This window comes from Pseudomonas syringae group sp. 26L6, from assembly GCF_032587815.1.
GTDB lineage: Bacteria > Pseudomonadota > Gammaproteobacteria > Pseudomonadales > Pseudomonadaceae > Aquipseudomonas > Aquipseudomonas amygdali.
In genome coordinates this window covers 125,127-151,637 of record NZ_JAWHPJ010000054.1, presented here as the reverse complement: position 1 = coordinate 151,637, position 26,511 = coordinate 125,127, and the positions used below count along the sequence as shown (strand labels likewise).

General features: G+C 57.1%; 22 protein-coding genes. 9 read left to right on the top strand and 13 right to left on the bottom strand.

Features of this window, described 5'->3' with window-relative positions; translation table 11 throughout:
- Positions 1 to 51 precede the first annotated feature (51 nt).
- Both RYA97_RS23515 and RYA97_RS23510 read right to left on the bottom strand, forming a co-directional pair.
- Entirely contained in the window at positions 52 to 1,680 is a 1,629-nt protein-coding gene (locus RYA97_RS23515; RefSeq protein WP_005780572.1) for a methyl-accepting chemotaxis protein, read from the bottom strand.
- A 185-nt stretch (positions 1,681 to 1,865) separates the two neighbouring features.
- Positions 1,866 to 2,495 (bottom strand): TetR/AcrR family transcriptional regulator, encoded by a 630-nt coding sequence (locus tag RYA97_RS23510; RefSeq protein WP_005780575.1) that lies wholly within the window; start codon positions 2,493 to 2,495, stop codon positions 1,866 to 1,868.
- Between the two features lie 224 nt (positions 2,496 to 2,719).
- Here RYA97_RS23510 and RYA97_RS23505 point away from each other — a divergent pair, with 224 nt between their 5' ends.
- Positions 2,720 to 3,241, top strand: coding sequence for a DUF3237 domain-containing protein (locus tag RYA97_RS23505; RefSeq protein WP_005780577.1), 522 nt, complete (start codon positions 2,720 to 2,722; stop codon positions 3,239 to 3,241).
- Between the two features lie 58 nt (positions 3,242 to 3,299).
- Here RYA97_RS23505 and RYA97_RS23500 read toward each other — a convergent pair whose 3' ends face one another.
- From RYA97_RS23500 to RYA97_RS23490, 3 genes are all read right to left on the bottom strand, one after another.
- Positions 3,300 to 5,420: a TonB-dependent siderophore receptor gene (locus RYA97_RS23500; RefSeq protein WP_039847427.1), complete on the bottom strand. Its 2,121-nt coding sequence runs from the start codon at positions 5,418 to 5,420 to the stop codon at positions 3,300 to 3,302.
- A gap of 110 nt (positions 5,421 to 5,530) precedes the next feature.
- Positions 5,531 to 5,968: a GNAT family acetyltransferase gene (locus RYA97_RS23495; protein WP_117139568.1), complete on the bottom strand. Its 438-nt coding sequence runs from the start codon at positions 5,966 to 5,968 to the stop codon at positions 5,531 to 5,533.
- A gap of 54 nt (positions 5,969 to 6,022) precedes the next feature.
- Complete coding sequence (locus RYA97_RS23490) at positions 6,023 to 6,967, bottom strand: alpha/beta hydrolase (protein ID WP_004665782.1); 945 nt, start codon at positions 6,965 to 6,967, stop codon at positions 6,023 to 6,025.
- Between the two features lie 363 nt (positions 6,968 to 7,330).
- On the opposite strand from RYA97_RS23490, the gene RYA97_RS23485 reads away from it, so the two are divergent.
- The 3 genes from RYA97_RS23485 to RYA97_RS23475 all read left to right on the top strand — a co-directional run bounded on the left by RYA97_RS23485 (position 7,331) and on the right by RYA97_RS23475 (position 10,600).
- A complete protein-coding gene (locus RYA97_RS23485) occupies positions 7,331 to 7,813 on the top strand; it encodes a GNAT family N-acetyltransferase (protein WP_002554160.1) in 483 nt (160 codons plus the stop codon).
- Between the two features lie 459 nt (positions 7,814 to 8,272).
- Positions 8,273 to 8,533 (top strand): DUF1652 domain-containing protein, encoded by a 261-nt coding sequence (locus RYA97_RS23480; protein ID WP_117139569.1) that lies wholly within the window; start codon positions 8,273 to 8,275, stop codon positions 8,531 to 8,533.
- Positions 8,534 to 9,199: 666 nt separating this feature from the next.
- Positions 9,200 to 10,600: a pyridine nucleotide-disulfide oxidoreductase gene (locus RYA97_RS23475; RefSeq protein WP_117139570.1), complete on the top strand. Its 1,401-nt coding sequence runs from the start codon at positions 9,200 to 9,202 to the stop codon at positions 10,598 to 10,600.
- A 108-nt stretch (positions 10,601 to 10,708) separates the two neighbouring features.
- Here the strand turns inward: RYA97_RS23475 and csrA are convergent, their stop codons facing one another.
- From csrA to RYA97_RS23460, 3 genes are all read right to left on the bottom strand, one after another.
- Positions 10,709 to 10,897, bottom strand: a complete 189-nt coding sequence (gene csrA, locus RYA97_RS23470) for a carbon storage regulator CsrA (protein WP_002554157.1) — start codon at positions 10,895 to 10,897, stop codon at positions 10,709 to 10,711.
- A gap of 557 nt (positions 10,898 to 11,454) precedes the next feature.
- Positions 11,455 to 12,807 (bottom strand): GntP family permease, encoded by a 1,353-nt coding sequence (locus tag RYA97_RS23465; RefSeq protein ID WP_004667761.1) that lies wholly within the window; start codon positions 12,805 to 12,807, stop codon positions 11,455 to 11,457.
- 100 nt (positions 12,808 to 12,907) lie between these two features.
- Entirely contained in the window at positions 12,908 to 13,396 is a 489-nt protein-coding gene (locus RYA97_RS23460; protein WP_005732609.1) for a gluconokinase, read from the bottom strand.
- A gap of 282 nt (positions 13,397 to 13,678) precedes the next feature.
- Here RYA97_RS23460 and RYA97_RS23455 point away from each other — a divergent pair, with 282 nt between their 5' ends.
- Positions 13,679 to 14,695, top strand: coding sequence for a LacI family DNA-binding transcriptional regulator (locus RYA97_RS23455; protein WP_117139571.1), 1,017 nt, complete (start codon positions 13,679 to 13,681; stop codon positions 14,693 to 14,695).
- 328 nt (positions 14,696 to 15,023) lie between these two features.
- The gene (locus RYA97_RS23450) at positions 15,024 to 15,995 is read left to right on the top strand and encodes a WD40 repeat domain-containing protein (protein ID WP_046832738.1); all 972 of its coding nucleotides are present in this window, start codon (positions 15,024 to 15,026) and stop codon (positions 15,993 to 15,995) included.
- A gap of 78 nt (positions 15,996 to 16,073) precedes the next feature.
- On the opposite strand, the gene RYA97_RS23445 is transcribed toward RYA97_RS23450, so the two are convergent.
- The 4 genes from RYA97_RS23445 to glcD are packed head-to-tail and all read right to left on the bottom strand — an operon-like array spanning position 16,074 to position 20,309.
- Complete coding sequence (locus RYA97_RS23445) at positions 16,074 to 16,481, bottom strand: heme-binding protein (RefSeq protein WP_002554153.1); 408 nt, start codon at positions 16,479 to 16,481, stop codon at positions 16,074 to 16,076.
- Between the two features lie 35 nt (positions 16,482 to 16,516).
- Positions 16,517 to 17,749: a glycolate oxidase subunit GlcF gene (gene glcF, locus RYA97_RS23440; protein WP_117139572.1), complete on the bottom strand. Its 1,233-nt coding sequence runs from the start codon at positions 17,747 to 17,749 to the stop codon at positions 16,517 to 16,519.
- 2 nt (positions 17,750 to 17,751) lie between these two features.
- Positions 17,752 to 18,810: a glycolate oxidase subunit GlcE gene (glcE, locus tag RYA97_RS23435; protein WP_002554151.1), complete on the bottom strand. Its 1,059-nt coding sequence runs from the start codon at positions 18,808 to 18,810 to the stop codon at positions 17,752 to 17,754.
- Positions 18,810 to 20,309, bottom strand: a complete 1,500-nt coding sequence (gene glcD, locus RYA97_RS23430) for a glycolate oxidase subunit GlcD (RefSeq protein WP_117139573.1) — start codon at positions 20,307 to 20,309, stop codon at positions 18,810 to 18,812. Before glcD ends, glcE begins: the two co-directional genes overlap by 1 nt.
- 159 nt (positions 20,310 to 20,468) lie before the next feature.
- On the opposite strand from glcD, the gene maiA reads away from it, so the two are divergent.
- Entirely contained in the window at positions 20,469 to 21,104 is a 636-nt protein-coding gene (gene maiA / locus RYA97_RS23425; protein ID WP_117139574.1) for a maleylacetoacetate isomerase, read from the top strand.
- 144 nt (positions 21,105 to 21,248) lie between these two features.
- Complete coding sequence (gene hppD / locus RYA97_RS23420) at positions 21,249 to 22,325, top strand: 4-hydroxyphenylpyruvate dioxygenase (RefSeq protein ID WP_005780599.1); 1,077 nt, start codon at positions 21,249 to 21,251, stop codon at positions 22,323 to 22,325.
- Between the two features lie 58 nt (positions 22,326 to 22,383).
- Here the strand turns inward: hppD and RYA97_RS23415 are convergent, their stop codons facing one another.
- Positions 22,384 to 24,582 (bottom strand): putative bifunctional diguanylate cyclase/phosphodiesterase, encoded by a 2,199-nt coding sequence (locus RYA97_RS23415; RefSeq protein WP_005744494.1) that lies wholly within the window; start codon positions 24,580 to 24,582, stop codon positions 22,384 to 22,386.
- Between the two features lie 356 nt (positions 24,583 to 24,938).
- On the opposite strand from RYA97_RS23415, the gene RYA97_RS23410 reads away from it, so the two are divergent.
- The gene (locus RYA97_RS23410; protein WP_005744492.1) at positions 24,939 to 26,510 is read left to right on the top strand and encodes a sensor domain-containing diguanylate cyclase; all 1,572 of its coding nucleotides are present in this window, start codon (positions 24,939 to 24,941) and stop codon (positions 26,508 to 26,510) included.
- Position 26,511: the final 1 nt, after the last annotated feature.

Here is a 26,511-nt window from a genome sequence, read left to right as displayed (position 1 = left end):
GGCCATTCGACAAGGGGAGATGCCGGGAAGCGCGCTTCCCGGCGATAGAGCTTAAACGCGGAACTGCTTGGTAAGACGGTTCAGGCCTGACGCCAGCGTCGACAACTCGGCAGTGGCGATGGCGGTCTGATTGGAGCCCTCGGACGTCTGACTGGACAGGTCACGAATGCTGACCAGGCTCCTGTCGACCTCACGAGCAACCTGGGCCTGTTCTTCGGCAGCGGTAGCGATCATCAGATTGCGTTCGTTGATCTGGCTGATGGAGTCGGTAATTTCGAGTAGCGCCTTGCCGGCGCCATTGGCCATCTCCAGGGTCTTGTGTGCCTGAACGCTGGTCTGCTCCATGGCAGTGACAGCGTTGCCGGTGCCGGTCTGAATAGAGCCGACCATCTGTTCGATTTCGCGGGTCGATTGCTGGGTGCGGTGTGCCAATGCGCGTACTTCGTCCGCGACCACGGCAAAACCTCGCCCTGCTTCGCCTGCACGGGCCGCCTCGATCGCAGCGTTGAGTGCCAGCAGGTTGGTTTGTTCGGCGATGGCGCGGATCACATCCAGCACCTTGCTGATGTCCGTTGCCATGACCGCCAGGCCCTGCACCTCGGTTGAGGTGATCTGCACTTTGGAGACCATCAGGTTGATCGCCGTGACAGTCTCATCGACCTGCGCACGTCCGGCCATGGCTGCGGTGCTCGATTGAGACGTCACTTCCGATGCCGATGCGGCGTTGCTGGCCACTTCCTCTACCGCCGCGCTCATCTGGTTGACGGCCGTAGCTGCCATTTCGATCTCATTGCTCTGACGCTGAATGGTGCGCGATGCATCTTCGGTGACTGCGTGCATCTCTTCGGAAGTAGCGGCCAGTTGGGTGGACGAGTCGCCGATGAGAGTCAGGGCACTGCGCAGGTTGGCTTGCATCAACGCCAGTGCGGCGATCAGTCTGGCCGCTTCATCACTGCCGTCTTGTGGAATATCTTTGCTCAGGTCATTGGCCGCAATGCGTTGCGCAATGTTCAGCGACTCACCGATCGGCTGAGTCAGGCTGCGGGTGTACATCCAGGCCAGCAGCAGGGTAGTAATCACGCCGACCGCGATAAAAATACTCACCATCAACAAGGTTTGCTGATAAGCAGATTCGGCTTGATCACCCGCTTTTTCCGCTTTGCTGTCGTTGATGCCGATGAGTTTTTTCAGTGTGTTTTCGACCTGATCCGCCGCAACTTTCATGTCGCCATTGGAAATGGCAACTGCCCCTTCCAGATTGCCCGCTGCAACAGAGGCCAGGTAGCGATCCTGGGCTGTTTGATAGTCGGCGTTGGCTTTGCGGAGCTCGTCGAATGCCTGACGCCCTTGAGGGGTAACGATCAGTTTGCTGAGAGAGTCCGAAAGACCGGCAATCAGCGAGCGGGCCTGCTGAATGTCGCTAAGTGCCTTGGTCCTGCGATCCTGCGGCTCAAGGGGGTTACGAAGTCGGGCGTTATTGCCCCTGATACCGATAAACTCCCTGTCCAGAGAGCCGAGCAGTTTTACGCTGGGTAGCACGTTGGTTTCGATGAATTTTTCTGCTGTGTTGAGAAGTGCTGCCTGACGCAAAGCCAGTAGGCCCAGTGCAACGATCATCAGGCAAAAAATACCGAAGCATAAAGCCGAACGCGGTGCAAGATTGAGTTTTCGCAGGATCATTATTATTTCTCCGAAGTGGGCAATAGGCTATCGCCTGCCTTCGGGTTTTCTTGACGAGCTATACGGGCCCGGAATCGAGGTTTGAATCAGGTTGTCCGAATAAATGGTAAGCAAATATGTCACGGCCTGGCAGCTTTACATTTTAACCAGCATTTAAAGAGGGCTACCTGTCGCAGCCCGGTGAATCAGCGCTTTTCCATGCCCAGCATAAAAGTATCAATTGCTCGTTTGACCATGCTTTGAATCTGCTCGACGCTCAAGCGTGCGGGTGTTTGTTGATAGAGGCGAATGTCGGTTTCCGCGGTCAGCAGCGAGGTGAGTTGCAGCGCTGCGATATGCGGATCAGTGGTACGTAGCTGGCCACGTTGCATGGCCGCATTCATCAGCGTCGTCACCGTTTGCAGGAATTCCCTGGGGCCTGAGTCATAGAACATTGTGCCGATGTCGGAGTGCCCGGATTCGGCCACTACCATGCGGTACACCGCCAACGCGCTGTCATCATTGATGAGTACCATCAACATTCGCTCCCCGAAGCGCGTGAACAGCGTTCGCAGGTCTAATTCTGCATCTGTGTCCTTGTCGACAGAGATCGCCAGTTCCGAAACGGCCTCGGCAAGATGAGCGGTTGCAACCCTGTTGACCACGGCGATGAACAGCTCCTCCTTGGAGGGGAAGTAGCTGTAGATCGTTGCTTTGGAGCCGCCCATCCGTTTGGTGACTTCATTCATCGACGCACGTTCGTAGCCCATTTCAAGGAAGACACTTGCTGCGGCATCGATGATGGCTTCGCGGCGTGCTTCAGTACGCACCTTCATTTATATCCTCAATCCCTTAGTGAACCGGGTAGTACAGTAAATGCAAAATTCTCTAGACTGGAACTGAACCGTTCGGTACGATTTCAGCCGGTTTCAAGGAGCTTACTGGAAAAGACAGCGCAGATAAATGCCGACGGATCGAGGCGCTCTATATTTTGCAAATCCGATGGCTGGGCCCAGCCATCCATTGCCCGAATTCATTCAACGATGGAGTGAACAGGTCCATGAACATCATCGATTTCAAGAAACCCGTCAAACGCTCTTTTCGTGGTAATACGGCAGTGGTGCCTCAGCTTGAGAAAGTGCTCACCGTCATTCTGAAGACCGACGTTCCTGTGCTTATGGGCATATGCAGCGATGGACTGCGTAGCAGCAGCAGGATTCTGGGCGGAGAGTTCCATTCCGAATATTTCAGCGGCTCGGTGCAGGCTGGCGGCAGCAGCATGCAGGTTGAATTGTCATCCGAGCTTGCCTTTCTGGACACTCGTTTCACTCTGGTCACGCAATTGGGTGAATTGATCAGCGTTGAAAGCCAGGGTGTCCTGCTCATGGACGAAGTGGGTCAGCAGGAATTGCAGAACGGGGTCTGGCCGATCAGTGACGGCCATTACCAATGCACATGCACGCCGCGCTTCAAGGTTTCCCTTGGGCCTAATGAATGGCTGGAAAAGAGCGCCTTCATTGGCAAGACCGAATACATTCAAGACAATGAAACGCTGATCAGTTTTTACCGGATGAAGTCCTGATTCGTCCCTTTGGTTGGGCGTGGGGCAGGCTTTTGCAAGCCTGCTCCGTTGTAACTGGTTAAAAAGTGACACTTGCGCTCAGGCGCGCGGTGCGCGGCTCGCCAACGTTGACCTGCAACTGGCTGCCTGTACTGGACGGGTAGTACTGCTTGTCGAACAGGTTATCGACGTTCAGTTGCAGGCGCGTCTTGTAACCGGCCATCGGCACATCCCAGCGTAGAAATGCATCGGCTACGGTGTAGCTGCTCATATAGAAGGTATTGGCATCATCACCAGCGCGCTCGCCCACATAGCGTGCGCCGCCACCTGCATGCCAGTCGCCCAGACCGGACGGGACTTGCAGATGGTGGGTGAGGTACAGGCTGGCCGTATGCTTGGGTGCCTGGCTAAGACGATTGCCCTTGTTGCTTGGATCATCCAGCACTTCGGTGTGGGTGTAAGCGTAAGTGCCGATCATGTCCCAGCGCTCGGCTATGCGCCCGGTCACGTCCAGCTCCACACCTTGTGAGCCGACCTTGCCAGCTGCTTCGCTGACGCCGGTCACGCCAGTGGGGGTGACGACGTTTTTCTTCTCGATGTCGAACACCGCGAGGTTGAGGTTAAGCGCCGGTGCCAGTGCATATTTGGCACCGACTTCGTAACTGCGGCCTTCTTCCGGGTCGAAGGTCGTGCCGTCATCGTTCACATCGTCGTTGGGCACGAACGAACGGCTGTAGTTACCGTACAGCGAGAGGTCTTCATTGACCTTGAATACCAGACCGGCCATTGGCAGAAATACATCGTCATTCTTGTCCAGATTGGTGACTCGGCTAGCACCAAGGCCTTGTTTGATGTACTGGTCATAATGCTGATAGCGACCACCCAGGACCAGAATCCAGCGGTCATTCAGGTGCCAGTTATCCTTGAGGTACAGGGAAGATGAGGTCAGTTGATTGCTCAGGTTGCTGTTCGCCGCGCTGACCACACTGGGCTCGGCCAGGCTGCCATACACCGGTGAGAAGATATTGAAGCCGTTTTGAGCCGTGTTGCGGTAGGTCTTGCCACGATACTTGTCGGAGTCTTCCTGCTCGGCACCGATCAACAGATCATGTTGCTGGCCAAGAATCTCTTGCTTGCCGATGAAGTCCCAACTGGCATAACGCGTTTCATAATCATAGTGGCCGCCATTGGCCTGACGACGCAGCACACCACTGCTGGACAATGTGCTTGGCTGGGCAATCGAGAGGCTGTAGCGGTCGTTGTTCCAGCCGTAGGTCAGACGGGTTTTCCAGTCATCGCTGAGCTGATACTCGAAGCGCGCGGTTGCGGTTTCGCTGATGCCCACGGTATTGGCCCACTTTTCGTCGAGCCGCTTGTCATAGCTGATATCGGCCGGATGACCACCTGTGAACACCGTGCCGCGGTCGAACGGGCTGATGTAGTCGTTGTATTCGTAGGCGAGCGTCAGGCTGGCGCGTTCTCCGGTCCAGGACAACGAGGGCGCGATCAGGGTGTGCTGATCGACGCCATAGTTACGCCAATAGTCCTCGCTCTGACGCTCTGCCACCAGTCGGTAGGCCAGCCCGGAATCGCCCAGCGGTCCGGTGGTGTCGATGCCGAAACTGCCACCGCCTTCGCTGTAGGCCGAGCCACTGAGCGTGGTGCTTTGCACATATTGCGGTTGTTTGCTGATCACGTTGATCACGCCACCCGGCTCCATCGCGCCGTACAGCAGCGATGCCGGACCTTTGAGTACTTCAACGCGCTCGGTGGTGGCACCGAAGTTTTTCGATACCACCGAGCGTACGCCATCGCGCAGGATCGAGCCGTCGTCGTTGGTACCGAAGCCACGCTTGATCACCGAGTCCTTGGTGTTGCCCAGTGTGTTGCCCTGGCTGACGCCGCTGACAAACTTCATGGCATCGTCCAGCGAGCGCACGTTGTAGTCGGCGATGGTCTGCGGCGTTACCACATTGACCGACTGTGCCTCCTCCTTGATCGGTACATCACTTTTGCTCGCGGTACTGGTGCTTTCGGCGCTGTAGCCTTCCCGGCCTTCGGTAGCGGCGGCGGATACCTGGGTGGCAGGCAAGGTTGCGGTTTCAGCAGCATGCACTGCGCCGCTGGCGCACATCGCCAGTGAAAGTGCGGACAGCAAAAAAGGGCCGGGACGGCGAGGGCATTGGGAGGAGGTGCTCAAGGGAAATGCTCAGCAAGGACGTTAATAGCAATAATTGTAATTTGATACTGATTCTCATGTAAATAAATGATTGAGCCCGGTGCTCTGCAAACAGGGGCCTTTTCAGGTTATCAATGACTATCGACGTTGGCGTCAATCCGCTTGCCCATGCTGATGATGGGCTCGGGCGTGTACCCCAATGTTTGATAAAAAGCCTGCACACTTTCGTTGAACGTATGAATCTGCAGATTGATCTTGACGCAGCCAAGGTCCGTAAGAGCCTGTTCTGCGTGCCTGACCAGTGCTGTTCCCAGTGCTTTGCCACGCTGGTGCGGGGCAACTGCAACCGAATACAGCCAGCCGCGATGGCCGTCGTAACCGGCAAGAATGGTCCCGGTCACGCGGCCGTCCATGACGGCGACGAAAAACAGCCGGTCCCCGACAGCCAGTTTCTTGTCGATCGACAACTCCGGACGGTTATGCGGCATGGGGTCATTGAAGACGGTCTTCCACAGCTCGATGACGGCAAGGCGGTGATGCGGGTCTGAATACTCGACAATGCAGTTCATTGCGCGGTCTCTGAGTGATGAGCCCAGAGACTACTGCGTCGTGTCCGGCCATGTCTAACCGGCGTTCTTTGACGGCTGGTCCTGTGTTGTGACCCTGGGCAGTGATGCCGGTGTATCAAGCAACGTACGGATGGCCCGACTATAAGCGGGCTGTCCGATCTGCATGCTGTTGTTGTGTGTACCGCCAGGCACCAGTATCAGCTTCTTGGGTTCCTGCGCTGCTTCGAACAGCTGCTCGCTGAAGCGTGCCGGTACGTAGCGATCCTCGGTGCCGTGCACGATCAGCACTGGCATGTGGATGTCTGCAATCTTGTCCAGAGAGTCGAACTTCTGCGACAGCAACCAGCGCACAGGCAGCGAGGTATTGGCCAGCGCAGTGGCCACATCGGCCAGGTTGGTGAAGGTGGATTCTATTATCAGCCCGCGGGCCTGAATCGGCGCGTTGTCCTTTTCTGCGTCATTGCCCAGTTCGGCTGCCAGATCCACCGCAACTGCACCGCCCAGCGAGTGCCCATATATAAGTCTGCGTTGCGGATCGGGCTGCAGTTGTTTCAGGCGTGCCCAGGCGATGCGTGCATCTTCGTACACCGACTTCTCGGATGGCAGCTGGCCCATGCTCTGACCGAAACCCCGATAATCGATTGCCAGTATCGAGTAGCCCTGCGCCTTGAGTTGCTGGATACGGAACAACTGGCCGGTGAGGTTCCATCTTGAGCCATGCAGGTACAGCACGGCCGGGGCGTTCTTGTCCGATGCGGGCCACCACCAGGCGTGGATATTCTGCGATGGTCCAAATGACGGTGTGCTGAGTTCGATCTCCTGCACATCGGCGGGCAGGCCGCTGTACCAGCTTGCGGTGCCGGGCTCGATGCGAAACACCAGCTCGCGTTCCTTGTGCTCAAGCACTGCACAGCCGACCGGGAGGCCAATAATGATGGCTAACATGCAGACCCATTTGATCGGACGAGCCTTGAAGCGAGCAAGGGGCGAAATCGGCATAAGACGCATGATCCAGTCAACAAAGTGAAATAAATGCCGGTTCTGCGTCAGGGTTGCAAGATGAACCACCAAACATGGGTTACAGAATATTGCACAGCGGGGTTCCGGGTATGTTTTCAAGCTGAGCAATCATGATGTACACGCAAACCCCTACGCTTCAATACGTTGCGCCAAGAGGTCCGAATGCAGCGTCAACAAAGGCGCTCAATAGCACAATTCGTTATTGAGGTGCCCTTTTCGATAGCCGGGGATTATGCTGTGAAGGGACAGGCGCTGTATTTTTGTCACCAGCTGTTGCCCAAATCGCCGATCTGCTTAACGTTTACTCGCGCTTTCTTCAATTTCTTCAAGAGGTTACCGCTCATGTTCCATCACCGCCCCCTGGAAGAAAAAGACATCCCCACAATTTGCGAACTGCCGCAGAATGCCGACGAACTGTTCTACATGTTCCCCAGAGCGACTTACCCGCTGACTGCCTCGCAACTCAGCGAAGCACTGGAGACCCGACACGACTCGACCGTCATCGAGATGGATGGCGAAGTTGTCGGTTTTGCCAATTTCTCTCAATGCAAATTTCGCGGCCGTTGCTCGCTGGGTAATGTGATCATCGCTCCGAAGGCCCGCTCCAAAGGGGTAGGGCGTTACATGATTACCAGTATGATGGGGATCGCATTTGACAAGCACGAAGCGACTGAGCTGATTGCATCCTGCTACAACCATAACGTCCCCGGGTTGCTGTTTTACCCGCGGATGGGCTTTCGCCCTTATGCCATCGAAGAGAAACGCGATAAACAAGGTGCCCGGGTGGCGCTGATCCATCTGCGTCTGTCTGGCTCGGAACAGTAAGTTTTTCATGCGGGGGCACGCACGGCCATTATTGCATCGGCCCGGGCGTGCCTTTTATCTTCAACCCGTTTTTTAAGCGACTCGATAACAGTGTCTGGTTATTTTTTCAGATAACGCCGTCCCGGCAGTCGACCGTTCGTCAGTATTTATGCTGCTTTCTAGTGTGACTTCTGTACGCCGTGATTCACGTCAGGCCGTAGTACGCTGGAAATCATTACGGTGAATCGTTTTTTCTGTTGATTCTTCAATAAGGGACAGCATTAAAAGGAGCAAGGATATTCGGTTGTGGAAGTTGCTAGAGGGGCTGCGAGAGGTGTATAACTCGTTTAAGCATAACGCGAGTGACGACAGATAATTGGCGGGCTGGTCTGGGCCGTTTTTTAAAAGAGTCATCAACAATAAAAATTGTCAAAATTTGTCATGGTCGGGACATGCTTACACCCATAAGGAGATAAAGAGATGATTACGAGTGGACTGTCTGAGTTAGAACTCAGGAGTATCGTTGAACGTGCATTCCTGCCGTTGCGTTGCACCTGCACCATTGCCAACGATCAGATGACGGTGCAAATAAGCGATCCGGTGTCCGGGCGTACCCATCGTCAGACGAGCCTCCCGCTCAGCCGTATCAAGACTGTCCGGGATATCTCTGCACTGGTAGCCGGGTTGCGTGAAGAGTCGGCAAAAGCCAAGGCGTCACAAGCGCATTACAGCGCTGCCTGATACTGCTTCATCCCTCTGATGCCCAGGCATCACGCAGCAGGGCCTCGATCAGTGTTGATCGGGGCCTTGTCGTTTGTGCGGTTGCCGGTTCTACTTTTTCGGGCAAAACTCGCTGCCCGGTCGCACGTCAATTTAACAGCGTCGGAGTCATGCTGTTTCGGAGATGGGCGATAAAAAAATAATAGAAATTCATGAAACTTTTTAACCGTCTTGAACCATGCGCACGTCAAGGTTTTAAAAAGGTACAAGCGCCGTGAAATCATCAGGTTATAGCGCGCTATTGAACGGGTTGCTCAACGCCCTGCCTATTTGACACTTTTGCGTTTCTTTGCAACTATTTGATTGCCTCCTGAATGCGTAACGCATTGTCACGCTTTTCCACTTGATAAAAACGCCGCCTTAAAAAACGGGCGGTAGCATTGAGCGGTTTTTACTGCCCACTCCGTTACTTCAAGGTCCCGCCTGTTTTACGTGTTGTAACTTTCTGTAAAAAAACACTGTTTCATGACGACTCATCACTTCGGTGAATGAGCCTTTGTCGGTGTTCGGTTGTATGTGTTTCGCCTCGAATCGTGCAGGGACGCTGGTTCGCCTGATCAGCCAGGCACTCGATCATCCAGAACTTCTGTGCTGCACCAACGTATGAAATGACGATGGAGCATCATCATGTTTGATAACGGTATGGAAACAACCTGCGGCTGCGTCGTCGGAGGGGCCGGGCTCGCCGGCATGGGTTTTTTGTTCAATGCCCTGAAGACCGGCGCAATGCCAAGAATTGCCGCGAAAGGATTGGTCGTCATTGATGCAAGCGACCGGCCCGGAGCAGGCGTGCTGGGGGAGTATCGGATTACCGCCAATTCTGTGGGCGATGTATTCATCGATTGCCTGCGCGATCCGGCATTACGTGAGGTATTCGAGCCGTTGGAAAACTCGGCAGCGTATTGGCGTATCAAAGCGCAGGCGCAAAGCGCGCCGCAGCTGTCTGATGCAGGTCTGCTCATGGCCGAGGCCGCCAGGCTGGTACTGGACCACATCGTGCAACGCTACGGAGTAAAAGTCTGGTCCGGTACGACCATTAATGAAGTGGTCAGTGACGGCAACACATTTTGCCTGCACGTTGACGGTCCGCACGGCAAAAGACGTGTGCGCTGCCGGGCGCTGGTACTCAATCTGGGTGGGCGTCAGGATCCACAGCACCTGATTGATGCTCTTGCCGGGCAGGGGCTGGCGCTGCCAGGCAATGTGAGTATTCAGAGCGCGGACAGGTTGCTGCGTATGAATGCGGTGCAATTACGCGAAGTGTTCGGTCCCGCGCTGGCCGGTAAAGGGCGAATCACGATTGTGGGTGGCTCACACAGTGCCTTTTCAATGCTGGAAAATCTGGCAGATGCACTGGAGTTCGCGGGCTTGCAGGAACTGACGCTTATTCATCGAAGCCGCATCAGGCTGTTTTACGAAAGTGTCGAACAAGCACAGGCAGCTGGTTACCTTTTCGACGCCCAACACGATGTGTGTCCGGTATCAGGCCGAGTCAACCGCTCCGGCGGCTTGCGTTATAGAGCGCTGGACATTGGGCGCGAGGCGCTGTGTAGCGGCCGTGTCGGCAAGACGGGCGTGCGGGTGCAGATGTTTCAAACGCTGGGCGGGCGACCTGATGACCACGAGCCGGCCCGACTCGCGCTTGCCGACTCGGCGGTGATCGTGCAGTGCTCTGGCTATCAACCTGTGCTGCCGACGCTAAAAGATGCCGAAGGCAACTTCATCAGCCTGCGCGAGACAAAGGGCGGTCTTGAGTCCGACGCTTGCGGCTGTCCGTTGGACCAGCAGGGTCGTCGAATGAAGGGCCTGTATCTTTTTGGTCTGGGGGCCGGGCTTGGCGTCGATCCGCATCTGGGCAGTGAACCCGCCTTCGATGGACGTATCTACGGCGTCTGGCAGTTTCACCATGATGCAAGCCGAGCAGTGGTTGAGGCCGTCACCAGCAGGCTGTCCTGTCCAGCTGCTGTTCCCGAGATGATCGGTATGGACTTATTCATGCAGGCAGCGCTTCACATTCAGGCGGGTTAGGCAGCAATTACAGGTAAACAGCACCATAAAAAACGGCGCCCCAGGGACGCCGTACGGCTGTCTGCCAGTAAATGGCAAATCAACATTGAATAAGGGGTACTGCAGGAATTATTGTGGGTCCTGGTTCGGAGCCAGTTCTGCCTGGATACGTTTGTAGATTTCTTCACGATGCACTGAAACATTTTTTGGTGCATTGATGCCCAGGCGGACCTGAAGCCCTTGAACGCCAAGAATCGTGACAGTGATCTCGTCACCGATGTTTATGCTTTCGCCTACTTTGCGAGTGAGTATCAACATAATCTTTTCCTTGATGGCCTCTTGAAAACGCCTCTCTCAAGAGGCTGGCGTTTGCCTTTGCGTGGTGATTGTTGCCGAGTGCATCCAAATGCATCCGTCTTATGACGTCACATGGGTGAATTAAATTCCCTCGGTTCATTTTCTTGTCATCGAGATTTGCATCTGCGATACGACGAGCGCGCCAATTCTGCCCGTTTCGACGTGAAAATGCCCGTATTTACTGGCGTCATGTAAAAAGTATCGTGAACCGCTGCACGCTGTGAGGTCGTCATCGTCTCACTCGACGAGGCGGGATAAGCCCATCTCGGCATGAGTGTAAGCGTAGGCATGACTTTGCGAGATTGCTCGGACTTTCTGAAAATTCAGTTGAAAGTGTCGAACGAGGATGTAGGAAAGGGCTGCCGGGTCGCCATCGCTACTACGCTCAGGCGTGTTGACGCTATCAGGGACACTGGGTGGCCGATCCGGAGTGCGCGCTGTGGCGCAGAGATGCGATGTACAGCAAGGCGTTGGCCTTCGCGGGTTTCATTGCCCGCAAAGGCCCTGCCGGAATGGGCTTAAAGCGCCATCGACAGCAACATGATGAAGATCAGGCCGACCACCGACAGGATGGTTTCCATCACCGTCCAGGTCTTGAAGGTTTCGGCAACCGTCATGTTGAAGTACTGCTTCACCAGCCAGAAACCGGCATCGTTGACGTGCGAGAGGATCAACGAGCCGGCACCGGTTGCCAGCACCAGCAGCTCGCGGTTGACGCCAGGAATCAGGCCGACCACGGGTGCCACGATCCCTGCGCCGGTGATGGTTGCCACGGTAGCCGAACCGGTTGCAATACGGATGACGGCAGCCACCAGCCAGGCCAGCATGATCGGGTTGATCTGAGCCTGCACAGCCATGTGTCCGATGACGTCACCCACGCCGCTGGCGACCAGCATTTGCTTGAAGCCACCGCCTGCACCCACGATCAGAACAATTGCGGCAACCGGTGCCAGGCTCTGGTCCAGTAGTTTCATGATTTTTGTACGGTCAAAGCCACGCGCCGCACCAAAGGTGTAGAACGCCAGCAAAAGCGCTGCGAGGAGGGCGCTGATCGGGTGACCGATCAGGTCCATCCAGATGCGGAACATGTTGTTTTCCGGCAACACCACGTCGGCAAAGGTCTTGAGCAGCATCAGGAAGACCGGCAGCAGAATGGTCACCAGCGTGATACCGAAGCCTGGCAGGTTCTCAGTGCTCGACTCTTTGGCAATCTGGTCCATCAGTTCCTTTGAAGGAGTGCCAGGGATGCTTTTTGAAATCCAGCTACCGAAGATCGGGCCAGCGATGATGGCCGTCGGCAGTGCAACGATCAGTCCGTAGAAAATGGTCTTGCCAATGTCGGCACCGAAAATGCCGATGGCCAGCAACGGACCCGGATGTGGCGGAACCAGGCCGTGCACGGCTGACAGGCCTGCCAGCAATGGAATGCCGATCTTGACGATGGATACGCCGGTACGACGGGCAACAATGAACACCAACGGGATCAGCAACACAAAGCCGATCTCGAAGAACAGCGGGATGCCCACCAGAAAGGCCGAGAACATCATTGCCCAGTGCACTTTCTGCTTGCCGAAGGTGCGTATCAACGTTTGCGCAATCTGGTCCGCGCCGCCCGAGTCCGCCATCAGCTTGCCGAGCATGGTGCCCAGGCCGAGGATGATACCGACAAACCCCAGTACGCCGCCGAAGCCGTCCTGAAACGATTTCATGACTTTTTCAACCGGCATTCCCGAGGTCAGGCCAAGAAAGCCTGCCGCCAGGGTCAGCGCGACGAAAGGGTGTACCTTGAAGGTGGTGATCAACAATACAAGGCCGACGATGGTCACCAGCGCATCGACGAGCAGGAACGTCTCATGGGTCATACCGAACATGGGTGTTTCTCCGGTTTATTGTTTTAAGGAGCTGTTAACAGCGCCGACGTTAATATCGTGTGTACGCAAGACAGCGCTGTCTTCTGCGCTCACGCCTTTATCAGGCGTGGGAGTCTTTCCACCATGCTGCGGCTTGTTCACCGATGACATCGATAGGCTGCGATGCGTCGACGATCAACGTCAGCGGCTCGCCGTAAGGCGGCTCGAGGGTTGCGAACTGGCTGTCCACCAGACTGGCGGGCATGAAATGCCCCGGCCGGTGCGAGCAACGTTCGGCGGCAAGTTCCTTGGTAAGTTCCAGGAAAACAAAACCCAGGCCGGGTACGGCATCGCGCAGACGCTGGCGATAGATAAGCTTGAGTGAGGAGCAGGTCAGCACAGGGTGCTCACCGTTTGCCAGGGCAGCAGCCATCTCTTCGCCCAGGCGGGTCAGCCAGCCGGCCCGGTCGTCATCATTGAGAGGGGTTCCTGCGCTCATTTTTTCGATATTGGCGGGAGGGTGGAACGCATCGCCTTCGATCAGGCGACCGCCGCTGTTGCGGGCGATCTCGGCACCGACGGCGCTTTTGCCGCAGCCAGAGACACCCATTACCACAAGGGCGGAAATAGCAGTATTCGCAGTTGTCACAGTAGGCACCTCATCTGGAGACAGCGCTGTCTTTGTCCGGTGGACATCAGGCTCAGCCCGGGCTGTTCCAGTTTTTGTCGTTGTTTTGGGCTCGTCAATAAGCATTGGAGGCTGTTCTCCGCGGCGACCCTGACCGGGCTACCCATGTGAAACCAGCGATAAAGCATTGTCACCTTCCATGAGACAGCGCTACCTTATGGGGCATTCGACACATTTGGCAACCCCTATGTTAGTTGGCAACGCATGATCCGCATTGGTTCCCGCTCTACTGGTCGCCCTACGCTCAATGAGGTGGCGAGGCTTGCTGCCGTGTCGCCGATCACGGCCTCCCGGGCGCTGCGCGGCGTTACCACCGTTGCGCCGGAGCTGGCGGAAAAGGTTCGCGCTGCGGCACAGACCCTGGGCTATGTCGCAAATTCTGCAGCCAGGGCGCTGGCCTCTTCCTGCAGCCAGACCGTCGTTGTGCTGGTGCCTTCACTTTCCAACCAGTTGTTTATCGAGACGCTGGAGGCCATTCAGGACGTGTTGCGCATCCGTGGTCTGGACGTGGTGATCGGCAACTATCACTACTCGCCCGATGAGGAAGAGAAACTGCTGCGCAACCATCTGGTCAATCGTCCGCGCGGTATTCTGCTGACCGGTTTCGATCACACCGCAGCGTCGCACCAGATGCTTGAAACCAGCGGCGTGCCTTGCGTGCACATGATGGAGCTCGATACGCGACTGGGTACCTATTGCGTCGGCTTCTCGCAACAACAGGCAGGAGCCGAAGCCGCACGCCATCTGTTGGGCCGTGGTCGTCGCCGACTGGCTTACATGGCCGCTCAGCTCGACCCTCGCGTATTGCAGCGCGGGGCCGGGTTTCGCCAAGTGCTGGAGAACGCCGGGCTGTTCGACCCCGAGCTGCAGGTCTCGACGCCTCAGTCGTCCTCGATTGGCCTGGGTGGTGAGTTGTTTGCCCGCCTGCTGGAGCAACATCCGGATGTCGACGGAGTTTTCTTCTGCAATGACGACCTGGCACAGGGTGCCGCTCTTGAGGCTTTGCGTCTGGGCGTCGCCATTCCCGAACGCGTATCGCTGGTGGGCTTCAACGACCTGCCCGGTTCTGCCCACATGGTGCCGCGCCTGACCTCGATACGTACGCCCAGGGAGGAAGTCGGGCAGCGCGCGGCACAGGTGCTGCTGGGCTTGCTCGACGGGGTCACGCAGCATTCGCAGGTGGATCTGGGGTTTGAGCTGGTGGTACGGGAAAGCTCCTGAGTATTGATTAAGGCCATCCCTGCATGCTTCCCCCCTGGCCATCACGCTGACCAGTGGTCGTTGCGCTCCGGGCTTTCCCGACGCTGGGCTGGAGTGCCCGACGGCCCTGTCCTGCAACGCTGCTGATACCCTCATTCGGACGGTTTCGGTGCGTCTGGACTGTTATTTCTGACAGTACCCATCCCCTCGTGTTGAGTATTCAATGACCCTACGTTTTTGGATCGGAGCGGCATAAGTGTCTTGGCCGCATCGTTGGATGACGGGGATATATCTTCTTATCTATTCCCCGTCCTGGCGGTCTTACAAGACCTATTGAAGGGTGAGAGAAATGCAAAAAAAAGCATCTCAAAACGTTAGAGCTCTGACTCACATCGCAGACCCGGTCGGTTCAGGAGTCCCTCTGGACATCGCATGGTTGACCGGCATCATCCCGCTGGGCTTTGTACCCGCTGAGATCGTTATCAGTCCCGATGAAACTACGCTGTATGTCGCTCATGAGAGTGGCCGCGAAGTCAGCGTGGTCGACATCGCCAGTGCAAGCGTGGTTGGCAGTATCAAGCGGGCAGGCGCGGGTGCGATTACCCTGAGCCCCGATGGGAAACGGCTTTACACCATTGGCCAGAAGAGGTGCTACGTGGTGGACACGCGCTTGCGCGAGGTCATCAGGATACTTCCGGCTGCCAACGTCAACCGCATCCTGTGCAGCCCGGATGGCCGTTTTATCTGCCTGTCCTTTCAGAATGCGCTTGGCGGGCTTATCCGCCTGATCGAGACCGAGAACTATACGGTCGAAAACGAGTTTGATCTGGGTACCCTGACCAATGCGTCGCTGGCCCTCGGGATCAGCCCCCTGAATGACCGGTTTTACGCAACGATGCTGGTCGACCGGACGGCACCCACCGATGTTCTTGCAATCAGCAGGGTGGATTACCTGCAGCATGATATTCCCGGGTTTTCAGATCCGCGGTCGATGGCCTTCAGTTCCGATGGCGCCTGGCTGTATGTGGGCGGAATCGACGAGGTGTACATTATCGATGCCGCCACCAACAAAATGTTTTATCGGGAGAAGATAGGTACCCAGGGCTATCCGGTAAAAGTCATAGGCGTCACGCCGGATGAGCGCTATGTGTATGCGATCTACACCTGCAATTACGACGTCTACCGGATCGACACTGTGAAGGGAATCGCCACCTGTATCGCCTATTTTCCTTCGGTGGGCGGCGCAGTACTCAACAGGACCGGTACGTATATCTACTCCTCCCACCCGGACATGAGCTGGATTTCGATCTACAGGCTGTAGGTGCGCCTGCCAAACCTGCCACGGCGGATGACGCAGGCGCAGTGGCCGGTTGTATATAGTCATCGGCGGCTTGCGCTGTCAGTCGGCATTCAGCGCCGCGATGCCGGCCTTGGCCACTTGTGCATCCTGCTCGGCCTTAACGCCGGAAACACCCACCGCGCCAATCACCTGACCGTCGACGATGACCGGAACGCCGCCTTCCAGCGAGGTCAGCAGCGGGGCGCTGAGAAATGCCGTACGCCCGCCGTTGACCATTTCTTCGTAACCTTTGGACTCACGTTTGCCGAGTGCCGAGGTGCGGGCTTTTTCGATCGAGATATAGCTGCTGATCGGCGACGCGTCGTCCAGTCGCTCGAATGCGAGCAGATGGCCGCCGTCATCAACGACCGCGATGGCCACAGCCCAGCCATTGGCCTGGGCCTCGTCGCGTGCGGCACCGAGCATCAGGCTCACTTCGGTTTGGGTAAGGACGGCTTTGATTTTCATGGGTTGCTCCGGAGCAGTGGTTATTGGATAGGAGTTCAGCGAGATTCTGGAGTGCCAAGCGCTTCATCAATCAGCTCGATCCAGTGCCGTACCGAAGTTCGGTTGGCGCTGGCCAGGTGAGTCTGACAACCGATATTGGCGGTGGCGATGACCTGAGGTTTGCCGCTTTCCAGCGCGTTCATGCGGTTGTCGCGCAATTGACGGGCCAAGGCCGGCTGAGTGATTGAATAGGTGCCGGCAGAGCCGCAGCATAAATGGCCGTCCGGCACCTGGGTCAGGTTGAAGCCTAGACGAGTCAGTACGCGTTCCACTTCACCACCGAGTTTCTGTGCGTGCTGCAAGGTGCATGGGCAGTGGAACGCCAGTCGCGTATCGACCTTTATGCCCAGGGTTTCCAGCGGCTCGTCACGCAGTACTTCGACCAGATCCTTTGTGCACGCACTGATGCGCTCGGCCTTGTCTGCATAGGCTGGGTCGTGGCGCAGCAAATGGCCGTAGTCCTTGACGAATGCACCGCAACCGCTGGCCGTCTGGATGAGGGTTTCGGCACCGCCTTCGAGCGCGGGCCACCAGACGTCGATGTTGCGCCGCGCCCGGTTCAGACCGGCCTCCTGTGCATTCAGATGGTAATCCACGGCGCCGCAGCATCCGGCCTTGCTGACCGCAGTAATACCGATGCCCAGACGATCAAGCACGCGTGCCGTGGCAGCGTTGGTATTAGGTGACAGACCTGGCTGCACGCAACCATCAAGCAGCAGCGCCTGACGCGCATGACGAGTGGTCGGCCGAAGCCCGGCAGCATGGACTGTTGCAGGCAGTTTGGTTGCCAGTGTCTGCGGCAACAAGGGCGTGAACTTCATGCCCATTCCGGTCAGCAAACGGAACAATCCGGCATTGGGAATTACCTGGCGCAGGCCTTCACGCAGCAACCGCTGGCCAAGCGGGCGGGGCACCAGGGCCTCAACCGCTGCACGGCCGATGTCCAGCAGGTTGTGATAATCCACGCCGGACGGGCAGGTGGTTTCGCAGTTGCGGCAGCTCAGGCAGCGGTCCAGGTGCAAGCGGGTTTTTTCGGTGACTTGCTGGCCTTCGAGCACCTGTTTGATCAGGTAGATCCTGCCGCGCGGGCCGTCCAGCTCATCACCCAACAGTTGATAGGTCGGGCAGGTGGCATTGCAGAAACCGCAATGCACGCAACTGCGCAGGATGTGTTCGGCCTCTTCGGCGCGGGGCAGGGTTCTGGCGTGTTCACTCAATGTGGTCTGCATGCTTAAAACTCCGCGTACAGTCGGCCGGGGTTGAAAATGCCCTGCGGGTCGAGCCGGGCCTTGAGGGCCTGGTGGTAACGCAGTACAGGTGCGGCCAGCGGCTGGAACGGGTTGTCGACAACGCCCTGGCTGTAGCAGGTTGCATGCCCGCCAGCCGCCGTGGTGATCGCTCGAATGGTTTCGCCGTCTGCGTCGGATTTCAGCCAGCGTTGTGCGCCGCCCCAGTCGAGCAGTTGCTCGCCTGGCAGTTCCAGTACGGCGCTTTGGGCAGGTACGCAGAGCCGCCATAAAGGTCGCGGGTCCAGAAAAAAGGGCAGACGCTGCTCATTCAACTGCTGCCAGTAAGCGCCATCGAACACTTCGCCACCGAGCCGCTCATGGGCTGCTGCCACCGAGCCTTCGCCGCCCTCAAGACGCAGGCGCAGCACTTGACCGTCGTGGCTGGCTGCGCTGATGGGCATAGGTTGCTGACCCCATTCGGCAAGGCGGGCCAGGGCTTGCGAGCTGTCCATCTGCAGCGCGATGCTGCTGCACAGACGCGGTTTGGGCAGCACCTTGAGCGACACCTCGGTCAGCACCCCAAGGCAGCCGAAACTGCCTGCCATCAGGCGTGAAACGTCATAGCCTGCAACGTTTTTCATGACTTCGCCGCCAAAGCGCAGATGCTTGCCGAGGCCGGTAATGACCCGGGTGCCCAGCACGAAATCACGCACCGACCCGCTCCAGGGGCGGCGCGGGCCCGACAGTCCTGCGGCGACCATGCCGCCGAGCGTTGCGCAGCCAAAATCGGGCGGCTCACAGGGCAGCATCTGGCCTGCGGCGTCCAGCACCTGCATCAGCTCGCTCAGCGGCGTACCGGCGCGGACGGTGATCACCAGTTCTGTCGGGTCGTAACTGACGATGCCACGGTGTTCGCGGGTATCGAGCACCTCACCTGTTGTCTCACGTCCAAGCAAGGCCTTGCTGTTGCCACCCTGAATACGTAACGGCGTGCTGTCCCGTAGCGCTTGATCGACCCGTTCGAGTAGAGCCTGGCTGACGTCTTTGTCCATCTCGCTCATCAGAAGCGCTCCAGTTCGGGAAACGGCAATTGCCCGGCATGAATATGCATGGCACCGAATTCCGCGCAGCGATGCAGGGTCGGGATGTTCTTGCCGGGATTGAGCAGGCCGCTGGCGTCGAATGCGGCCTTGATGGCATGGAAAAAAGTCAGTTCGTCACTGTTGAACTGCGCGCACATCTGGTTGATCTTCTCGCGACCGACACCGTGCTCGCCGGTGATGCTGCCGCCGACCTCGACGCACAGCTCAAGGATCTTGCCGCCCAGCGCCTCGGCGCGCTCCAGCTCACCCGTCTGATTGGCATCGAACAGGATCAACGGGTGCATGTTGCCATCGCCAGCATGGAACACATTTGCCACGCGCAGGCCGTACTGAGCTGACAACTCCTTGATGCTGCGCAATACCCCTGGCAACTCGCGTCGCGGGATAGTGCCGTCCATGCAGTAGTAATCCGGTGACAGACGGCCCACGGCGGGGAAGGCGTTCTTGCGCCCAGCCCAGAAGCGCACCCGTTCGGCCTCGTCTTTCGCCTGACGCACTTCGGTCGCGCCAGACAGTGTCAATACCTCGCGAACCCGTTCGCAATCGGCATGTACATCGGCTTCGACCCCGTCCAGCTCGCAAAGCAGGATGGCTTCTGCATCAACCGGATAGCCTGCGTGAATGAAATCCTCGGCGGCACGAATCGCCAGATTGTCCATCATCTCCAGCCCGCCGGGGATGATGCCTGCGGCAATGATATCGGCCACTGCACCGCCGGCTTTTTCCACGGAATCGAACGCCGCCAGCAGCACTTTGGCCACTTGCGGCCTGGGCAACAGCTTGACCGTGACTTCGGTAATGACACCGAGCATGCCTTCGGAGCCGGTAAACAGTGCCAGCAAGTCGAAGCCCGGTGAGTCCAGTGTGTCGCTGCCCAGGGTCATTGGCTCGCCTTCGACGGTCAGTATCTCGACCTTGAGCAGGTTGTGCACGGTCAGTCCGTATTTGAGGCAATGCACGCCGCCTGCATTTTCTGCCACGTTGCCACCGATGGAACAGGCGATTTGCGAGGAAGGGTCGGGTGCGTAATACAGACCGTGGGGTGCTGCTGCCTGGGAAATGGCCAGGTTGCGTACGCCGGGCTGGACCCGCGCCAGACGAGCAGCCGGATCAATAGCGAGGATCTGATTGAAGCGCGCCATCACCAGCAACACGCCTTTCTCCAGTGGCAGTGCGCCACCCGACAACCCGGTGCCCGCGCCGCGAGCGACCACCGGCACGCGATGCGCATGGCACAGTTTGAGCAGCGTCTGCACTTCTTCGACATGGCGTGGCAGCACCACCAGCATCGGCGTGGTGCGATAGGCCGATAACCCGTCGCACTCGTAGGGCCGAAGCTCTTCGGCGCGGTGCAGAATGTCCAGGTCGGGCAGTTGGCGTCGTAGCTCGTACAGCAATTGTTGCTTGTCGACTGCGGGCAGCACGCCGTCGATGCGTTCGTCATAAAGAATATTCATGCAGGCACCCAGCGTTGTTTTTATCGGGTTAATGCATCCTAGCTCATTCAGCACAAGGCTTGAGTTGACAGCGTCAGGCGGATCGCGCAATTTACGCATTACGTAATGTGGTTACGAAAATAATAAACACAGCACCCGTGCGTCAGGCAGGCGACTTCCGTGGACCTATTCACTTACTACCGCTCGACCTCAAGTTACCGTGTGCGTATTGCGTTGGCCCTAAAAGGGCTGGATTACGCTGCGATCCCGGTCAACCTGCTGCTTGATGGCGGCGAGCAGCGCACACCCGGCTACAAGGCGGTCAACCCGCAGGGCAGGGTGCCTGCATTGAGGCTGGACGATGGCGTTGTCATCACCCAGTCACTGGCGATCATTGAATACCTGGAAGAGTGCTACCCGCAGCCTGCGTTACTTGCGCAGGATGCTGTTCTGCGTGCGCGCCAGCGGGCCGTTGCGGCGCTGGTCGGCTGTGACATTCACCCCTTGCACAACGTTTCGGTGCTCAACCGGTTACGCGGTCTGGGTCACGACGAACCCGCTATTCTGAGCTGGATCGAGCACTGGATCGGCGAAGGTTTGCAGGCCGTCGAGCAGTTGATCGAAAAGGATGGTTTCTGTTTTGGTACGAGCCCCGGCCTTGCGGACATTTACCTGTTACCACAGCTGTATGCAGCCCATCGCTACAACGTCCAACTGAGTGCATACCCGTGTATCCAGCGGGTCGAGCGTCTGGCCATGCAACATCCGGCCTTTCAACAGGCACACCCTGATGCACAATCGGACAAGCCGGAGTAGGCTGCCCTCATGAAGATTCTTGGTCTGCAACTGATATTCGGTGATTTTCTCGCGCGCAGCGTGCGAGGGATCCCGTGTGCGCCGCCCGCAGGACAGTGATTGCGCTGGTTTAACCACTCTCACTTTTCCTGCAAGGAGCCAGTCATGGCTGATCTCTACGAAAACCCCATGGGCCTGATGGGCTTTGAATTCATCGAATTCGCGTCACCGACCCCCAACAGCCTGGAGCCTGTGTTTCAGATGATGGGTTTCACCAAAGTCGCAACCCATCGCTCCAAGGACGTGACCCTGTATCGTCAGGGCGCGATCAACCTGATCCTCAACAACGAGCCGCACAGTCTGGCCTCATACTTTGCCGCCGAACATGGCCCTTCTGTATGCGGCATGGCGTTCCGCGTGAAAGACGCGCAAAAGGCCTACAACCGGGCACTTGAACTGGGCGCACAACCGCTGGAAATCGCCACCGGCCCTATGGAATTGCGCTTGCCCGCCATCAAGGGCATCGGTGGCGCGCCGTTGTACCTGATCGACCGTTTCGGTGAAGGCACCTCGATTTACGACATCGACTTCAACTTCATCGAAGGCGTCGATCGCCACCCGTTCGGTGCCGGCCTTAAATTCATCGATCACCTGACCCACAACGTGTATCGCGGGCGCATGGCGTACTGGGCAGGGTTCTATGAAAAGCTGTTCAACTTCCGCGAGCTGCGCTATTTCGACATCAAGGGCGAATACACCGGTCTGACCTCAAAGGCCATGACCGCCCCGGATGGCATGATCCGCATTCCCCTGAACGAAGAGTCGTCCAAGGGTGCGGGGCAGATTGAAGAGTTCCTGATGCAGTTCAATGGCGAAGGCATTCAGCATGTAGCGTTCTTTACCGATGACCTGATCAAGACCTGGGACGCGCTGAAGACAACCGGCATGCGTTTCATGACGGCGCCGCCGGATACTTACTACGAAATGCTTCAGGGAAGACTGCCCGATCACGGTGAGCCGGAGGCCGAGCTCAAGTCACGCGGTATTCTGCTCGATGGCTCTTCCGAAGGCGGCGAGCGTCGCTTGCTGTTGCAGATATTTTCCGCAACGCTGATGGGCCCGGTGTTTTTCGAATTCATTCAGCGCAAGGGCGACGACGGGTTTGGCGAAGGCAACTTCAAGGCGCTGTTCGAATCCATCGAGCGTGACCAGATACAGCGTGGCGTACTGACGCCGGATTGAGCGATAAGCGGAAGTGTCCGCCTTGCGATCAGACGAGCCTGCTCAGGCTCGTTCTGAGTCATTTGTGCTTGAGCACGTCAGCCTGCCGATTGAGAGACGAGATATAACGCTCGGTAAATTCATGCGCTGGCATGGGACGACCATATAAATAGCCCTGACCCTCGTCGCACACATAATGGCGCATCAGACTTTCCTGCTCGCGGGTTTCTATGCCTTCTGCCGTGACCTGGAGATTGAAGCCGTTCGCCAGCCTGATAACGGCCTCAATGATGACTTCGTCTTTCTTGCTGCGCTCCACGCCACTTACGAATGAGCGGTCAATTTTCAGCCGTGTCACCGGATAGTCTTTCAGCAGGCTCAGGGACGCATAGCCGGTACCGAAATCGTCGAATGCAATGCCCACACCCAATGAGCGAAGGTGGCGCAACGGTTCCATAATGCGTTGTTCGTTTCGCAGGATGATGTTTTCCGTGATCTCCAGCTCGAGTGAGTGTGCCGGCAAGGAAAAGTCTTCAAGCGCACTTTCAACCATTTCGGCAAAGTCACGCATGCGAAACTGAGCGGCGAACAGATTGACGCCGATGCGAAATTCGTCACAGCCGGTGTTTCGCCATTGCGCTGCCTGCTCACAGGCTGAGCGCAGGATCCATTCGCCCACCGGTACCGCGAGAAGACCCGCTTCCAGTGCAGGTAGAAAAACCGCCGGAGACACCACACCCAGTGTCGGATGGTTCCAGCGTATAAGGGCTTCGGCTCCGGTAATACGACCGTCCGCAAGTCGTACCTGAGGCTGGTAGTACAGCTCGAACTCTTTGTTGGCCCACGCCTGACGCATCGATGAGCTGAGCGCGCCTCTTCTTGACGCGGTCTGTCGATGCTCGGAGGTGAAGGTGCGAACAAGGGAGCGTCCGTCAGACTTGGCCTGGTAGAGCGCCAGATCCGCATTGCCGAGCATTTGCTCCTCGTCGTAGTCGGAGCCGGACCTTACGGAGACGCCGATGCTGGCACCGATGTAGATTGAATTGTCTTCAAACTCAATCGGCTCCTCGATGACCGCTATGAGCGCCAGGCCCAGACTGGTTGCGTTGTCAGGGTCTGTCGTGTCTGACAGGAACACGACAAACTCATCGCCGCCCAGACGGGCGACCATATGGCAGGCCGGTACGTGTTCGCGAAGACGCTGAGAGGTCACCTTGAGCACAAAATCACCCGCAGCGTGGCCCAGCGTGTCGTTGACGTCCTTGAAACCGTCCAGATCGATCAGCAGGATAGCTGCTGGCAGCTGCGCATCGCACGCCTCCTTGATCCGCCTTTTGAGTGTCGATCGATTGGCAAGCCCGGTCAGATGATCGTATTCAGCCGCATGCTTGAGTAATTTGTCCGCCTCGACACGCTGGGTGACGTCACGAATGATCGCCCCGAATTGTGGCTCGCCGGCATACGTCCATTGTGAGAGCGAAAGCTCGATCGGGATTGTATGACCGTCGCGATGTATGGCCGTCAGGTTAATGGATTTTCCGATAATGGAGGTCGGGCCGCCTGACGCCACCCTCGACAAACCTGCATGATGCCTGGAGCGCATTTCGGGCGGAATAATAATGTCGAGAGGCTTTCCCATGGCGTCCTCGGATCGATGCCCGAAAATGAGCTCGGCCGAATTGTTCCATGAGATGATCCGGTTTTTGCTGTCCGAGCAGATAATCGCGTCGGGTGAAGTCGAGGTGATATTCATGAAGCGGGCGTGGCTGTCTTCATTCTCAAGCGCAAGCCGACGCAACTCCATTCTTTCGATGACTATGACCGCCAGATCCTGAAGAACCCATTGATCTCGCTGTGAGAAAGTCTCCCGAGGTTTATTGTCGATCAGGCACAGGCTGCCCAGCACATGACCGCTGGCGGTTATCAGCGGCGCCCCGGCATAAAAGCGAATATAGGGAGCGCCTACTACCAAGGCGTTTGAGCTGAACCTCTCATCCTGCAATGCATCAGGCACCAGAAAAACGTTACGGCCCATGAGCGCAAAATTACAGAATGAGACGTCACGGCCCGTTTCGCAGACATCGAGGCCGATACGCGCCTTGAAGAATTGCCGATCGCGATGAACCAGCGAAATCAGCGCAATGGGCACATCGAAAATCCGCGATGCCATTTGCACGATCTGATCGTATTCGTGCTCAGGTGGGGTATCCATCAACGAAAAAGCATTCAAAATCCGAATACGCTCTTCGTCGTCATCGCCGACTGGGTAAGTACTCATTTGAGGTCATCGCTATAAGCTGATCGCGCCTGAAACGCGAAGCGATCGATGTACAATGCCGCTGTGCCGGCATCGGTGAAAACACCCTGCCAACACGCGCTTGCGCCATGCCGGAAAAGCAAAGTTCGATACATTGCAGCACCTCTCACAGTAGTGTATCGGTAGCTGTCTCTAGCAGCCTAGAAGCTGTATCGTCAAAAAACCGAATACCTGTAATGACTTCTTGAGCAACTAGCCTGCGGGGCATTCATTCAACTAAGCCCCGCGTGACCTCGGTGTAACAACGTATTCGGGTTAGTGGCGCTAAGGTATGGAAACTGCATGGCGGGGTTCACTGCCAATTTGATGACAACCCTATGAAACGGCTTTCCTTTATTTCGACGAGGCTTACACCTTCGGCGCTCAGCAAAGCGTTGATCGGCTTCATTGCCCTGGTTTGTCTATCGCTGACCCTGGCTACCGTCTGGCAGATGAACCAGTCGAAGCTCGAGCGCGCGGCCACCGCCAGGATTGCGGTGTCCAATATCGTGCTTGCCGCTGAGCAGCAGGCTCAGGACACCCTGCAACAGGCTGACAATACGCTGCGTGACCTTGTCGAGCGTGTGGAACAGGACGGGGTCGCAGGCCAGCAGCAAAGCCGCTTGACCAGGCTGATGGCTCAAGACCTGATAAACGTCAAAGGGCTTCAGGGGCTGTTCATCTACGATGCTCAGGGCAACTGGGTCGCCAATTCCTTTGCCAACGGCGTGCACACCAGAAACAACGAAGACCGCGATTACTTCATTTACCATCGCGATAACCCTGACCCGTCCATTCATGTAGGGTCTATCGTAGAAAGCCGTAATACCGGGGATATGGTCATCCCGGTCAGTCGGCGTATCAATGCTGCGGATGGCAGTTTTGCTGGCGTTGCACTGGCCACCGTACCGGTGGCTTATTTCCAGGCGTTTTTCCAGCGCATGGATGTAGACGACAAGGGGGTGATCTTTCTCGCTCTGAACAATGGCGACCTGCTGGCGCGGCGCCCCACATTAACCGCACTGATGACCACCAATGTCGCCAAGGGCGATATCTTCACTCGCTATCTGCCCTACAGCGACAGCGGCACCGCGTTGATCAACTCCGTGGTGGACGGGGTGGAAAGGATCTACGCCTATCGGCGGGTGTCCGGGTTGCCGATCGTCGCCGCTGCAGGCGTCTCCTGTCAGCATGTGTTCGCGCCTTGGTGGGCCTATGCATACCGGTCCATGACCATCACCGGCATTATTATCCTTGCGCTGGTTTTGCTTGGCGTCCTGCTGTACCGGCAAATCCAGCAGTTGATCAATGCGGAAGGTGAACTGAACATCGCCAGGAACGAGCTGGAGATCATCGCTCACACGGACAGCCTCACGCACCTGGCCAATCGACGCTGCTTCGATGCGGCCTTGCAGCAGGAGTGGGGGCGGGCGAGTCGGAATACTGCAACTATCGCAATTATTCTGCTGGATATTGACTGGTTCAAACAATACAACGACACCTACGGTCATCTGCTGGGAGACGACTGCCTGAAGCAAGTGGCTGGGCTCATAGGCAACAGTCTTGACCGGGCTGGGGATATCGCGGCACGTTACGGCGGCGAAGAGTTTGTCATTCTGCTGCCTGAAACCGACCTGGCAGGGGCGCTGAAGATCGCGGAAAAAATCAGATCATCCGTTGAAACCAATCGTATAGAGCACTCGGCCAGCCCGCTGGGCAAACTGACCATCAGCTCGGGCGTGGTGTCGATCAACGCAGCAGAGAAGGATGGACATACCGCCGCGTTGGCGGAAGCGGATCGGCTGCTTTACCTGGCCAAAACCAGAGGGCGTAACCGCGTCGAAGGTCGGCTGATTCACGGCTGGCATGGAGCGAGCCATTTTGCCAGGGTATCAACCGCCTCTTCCTGAG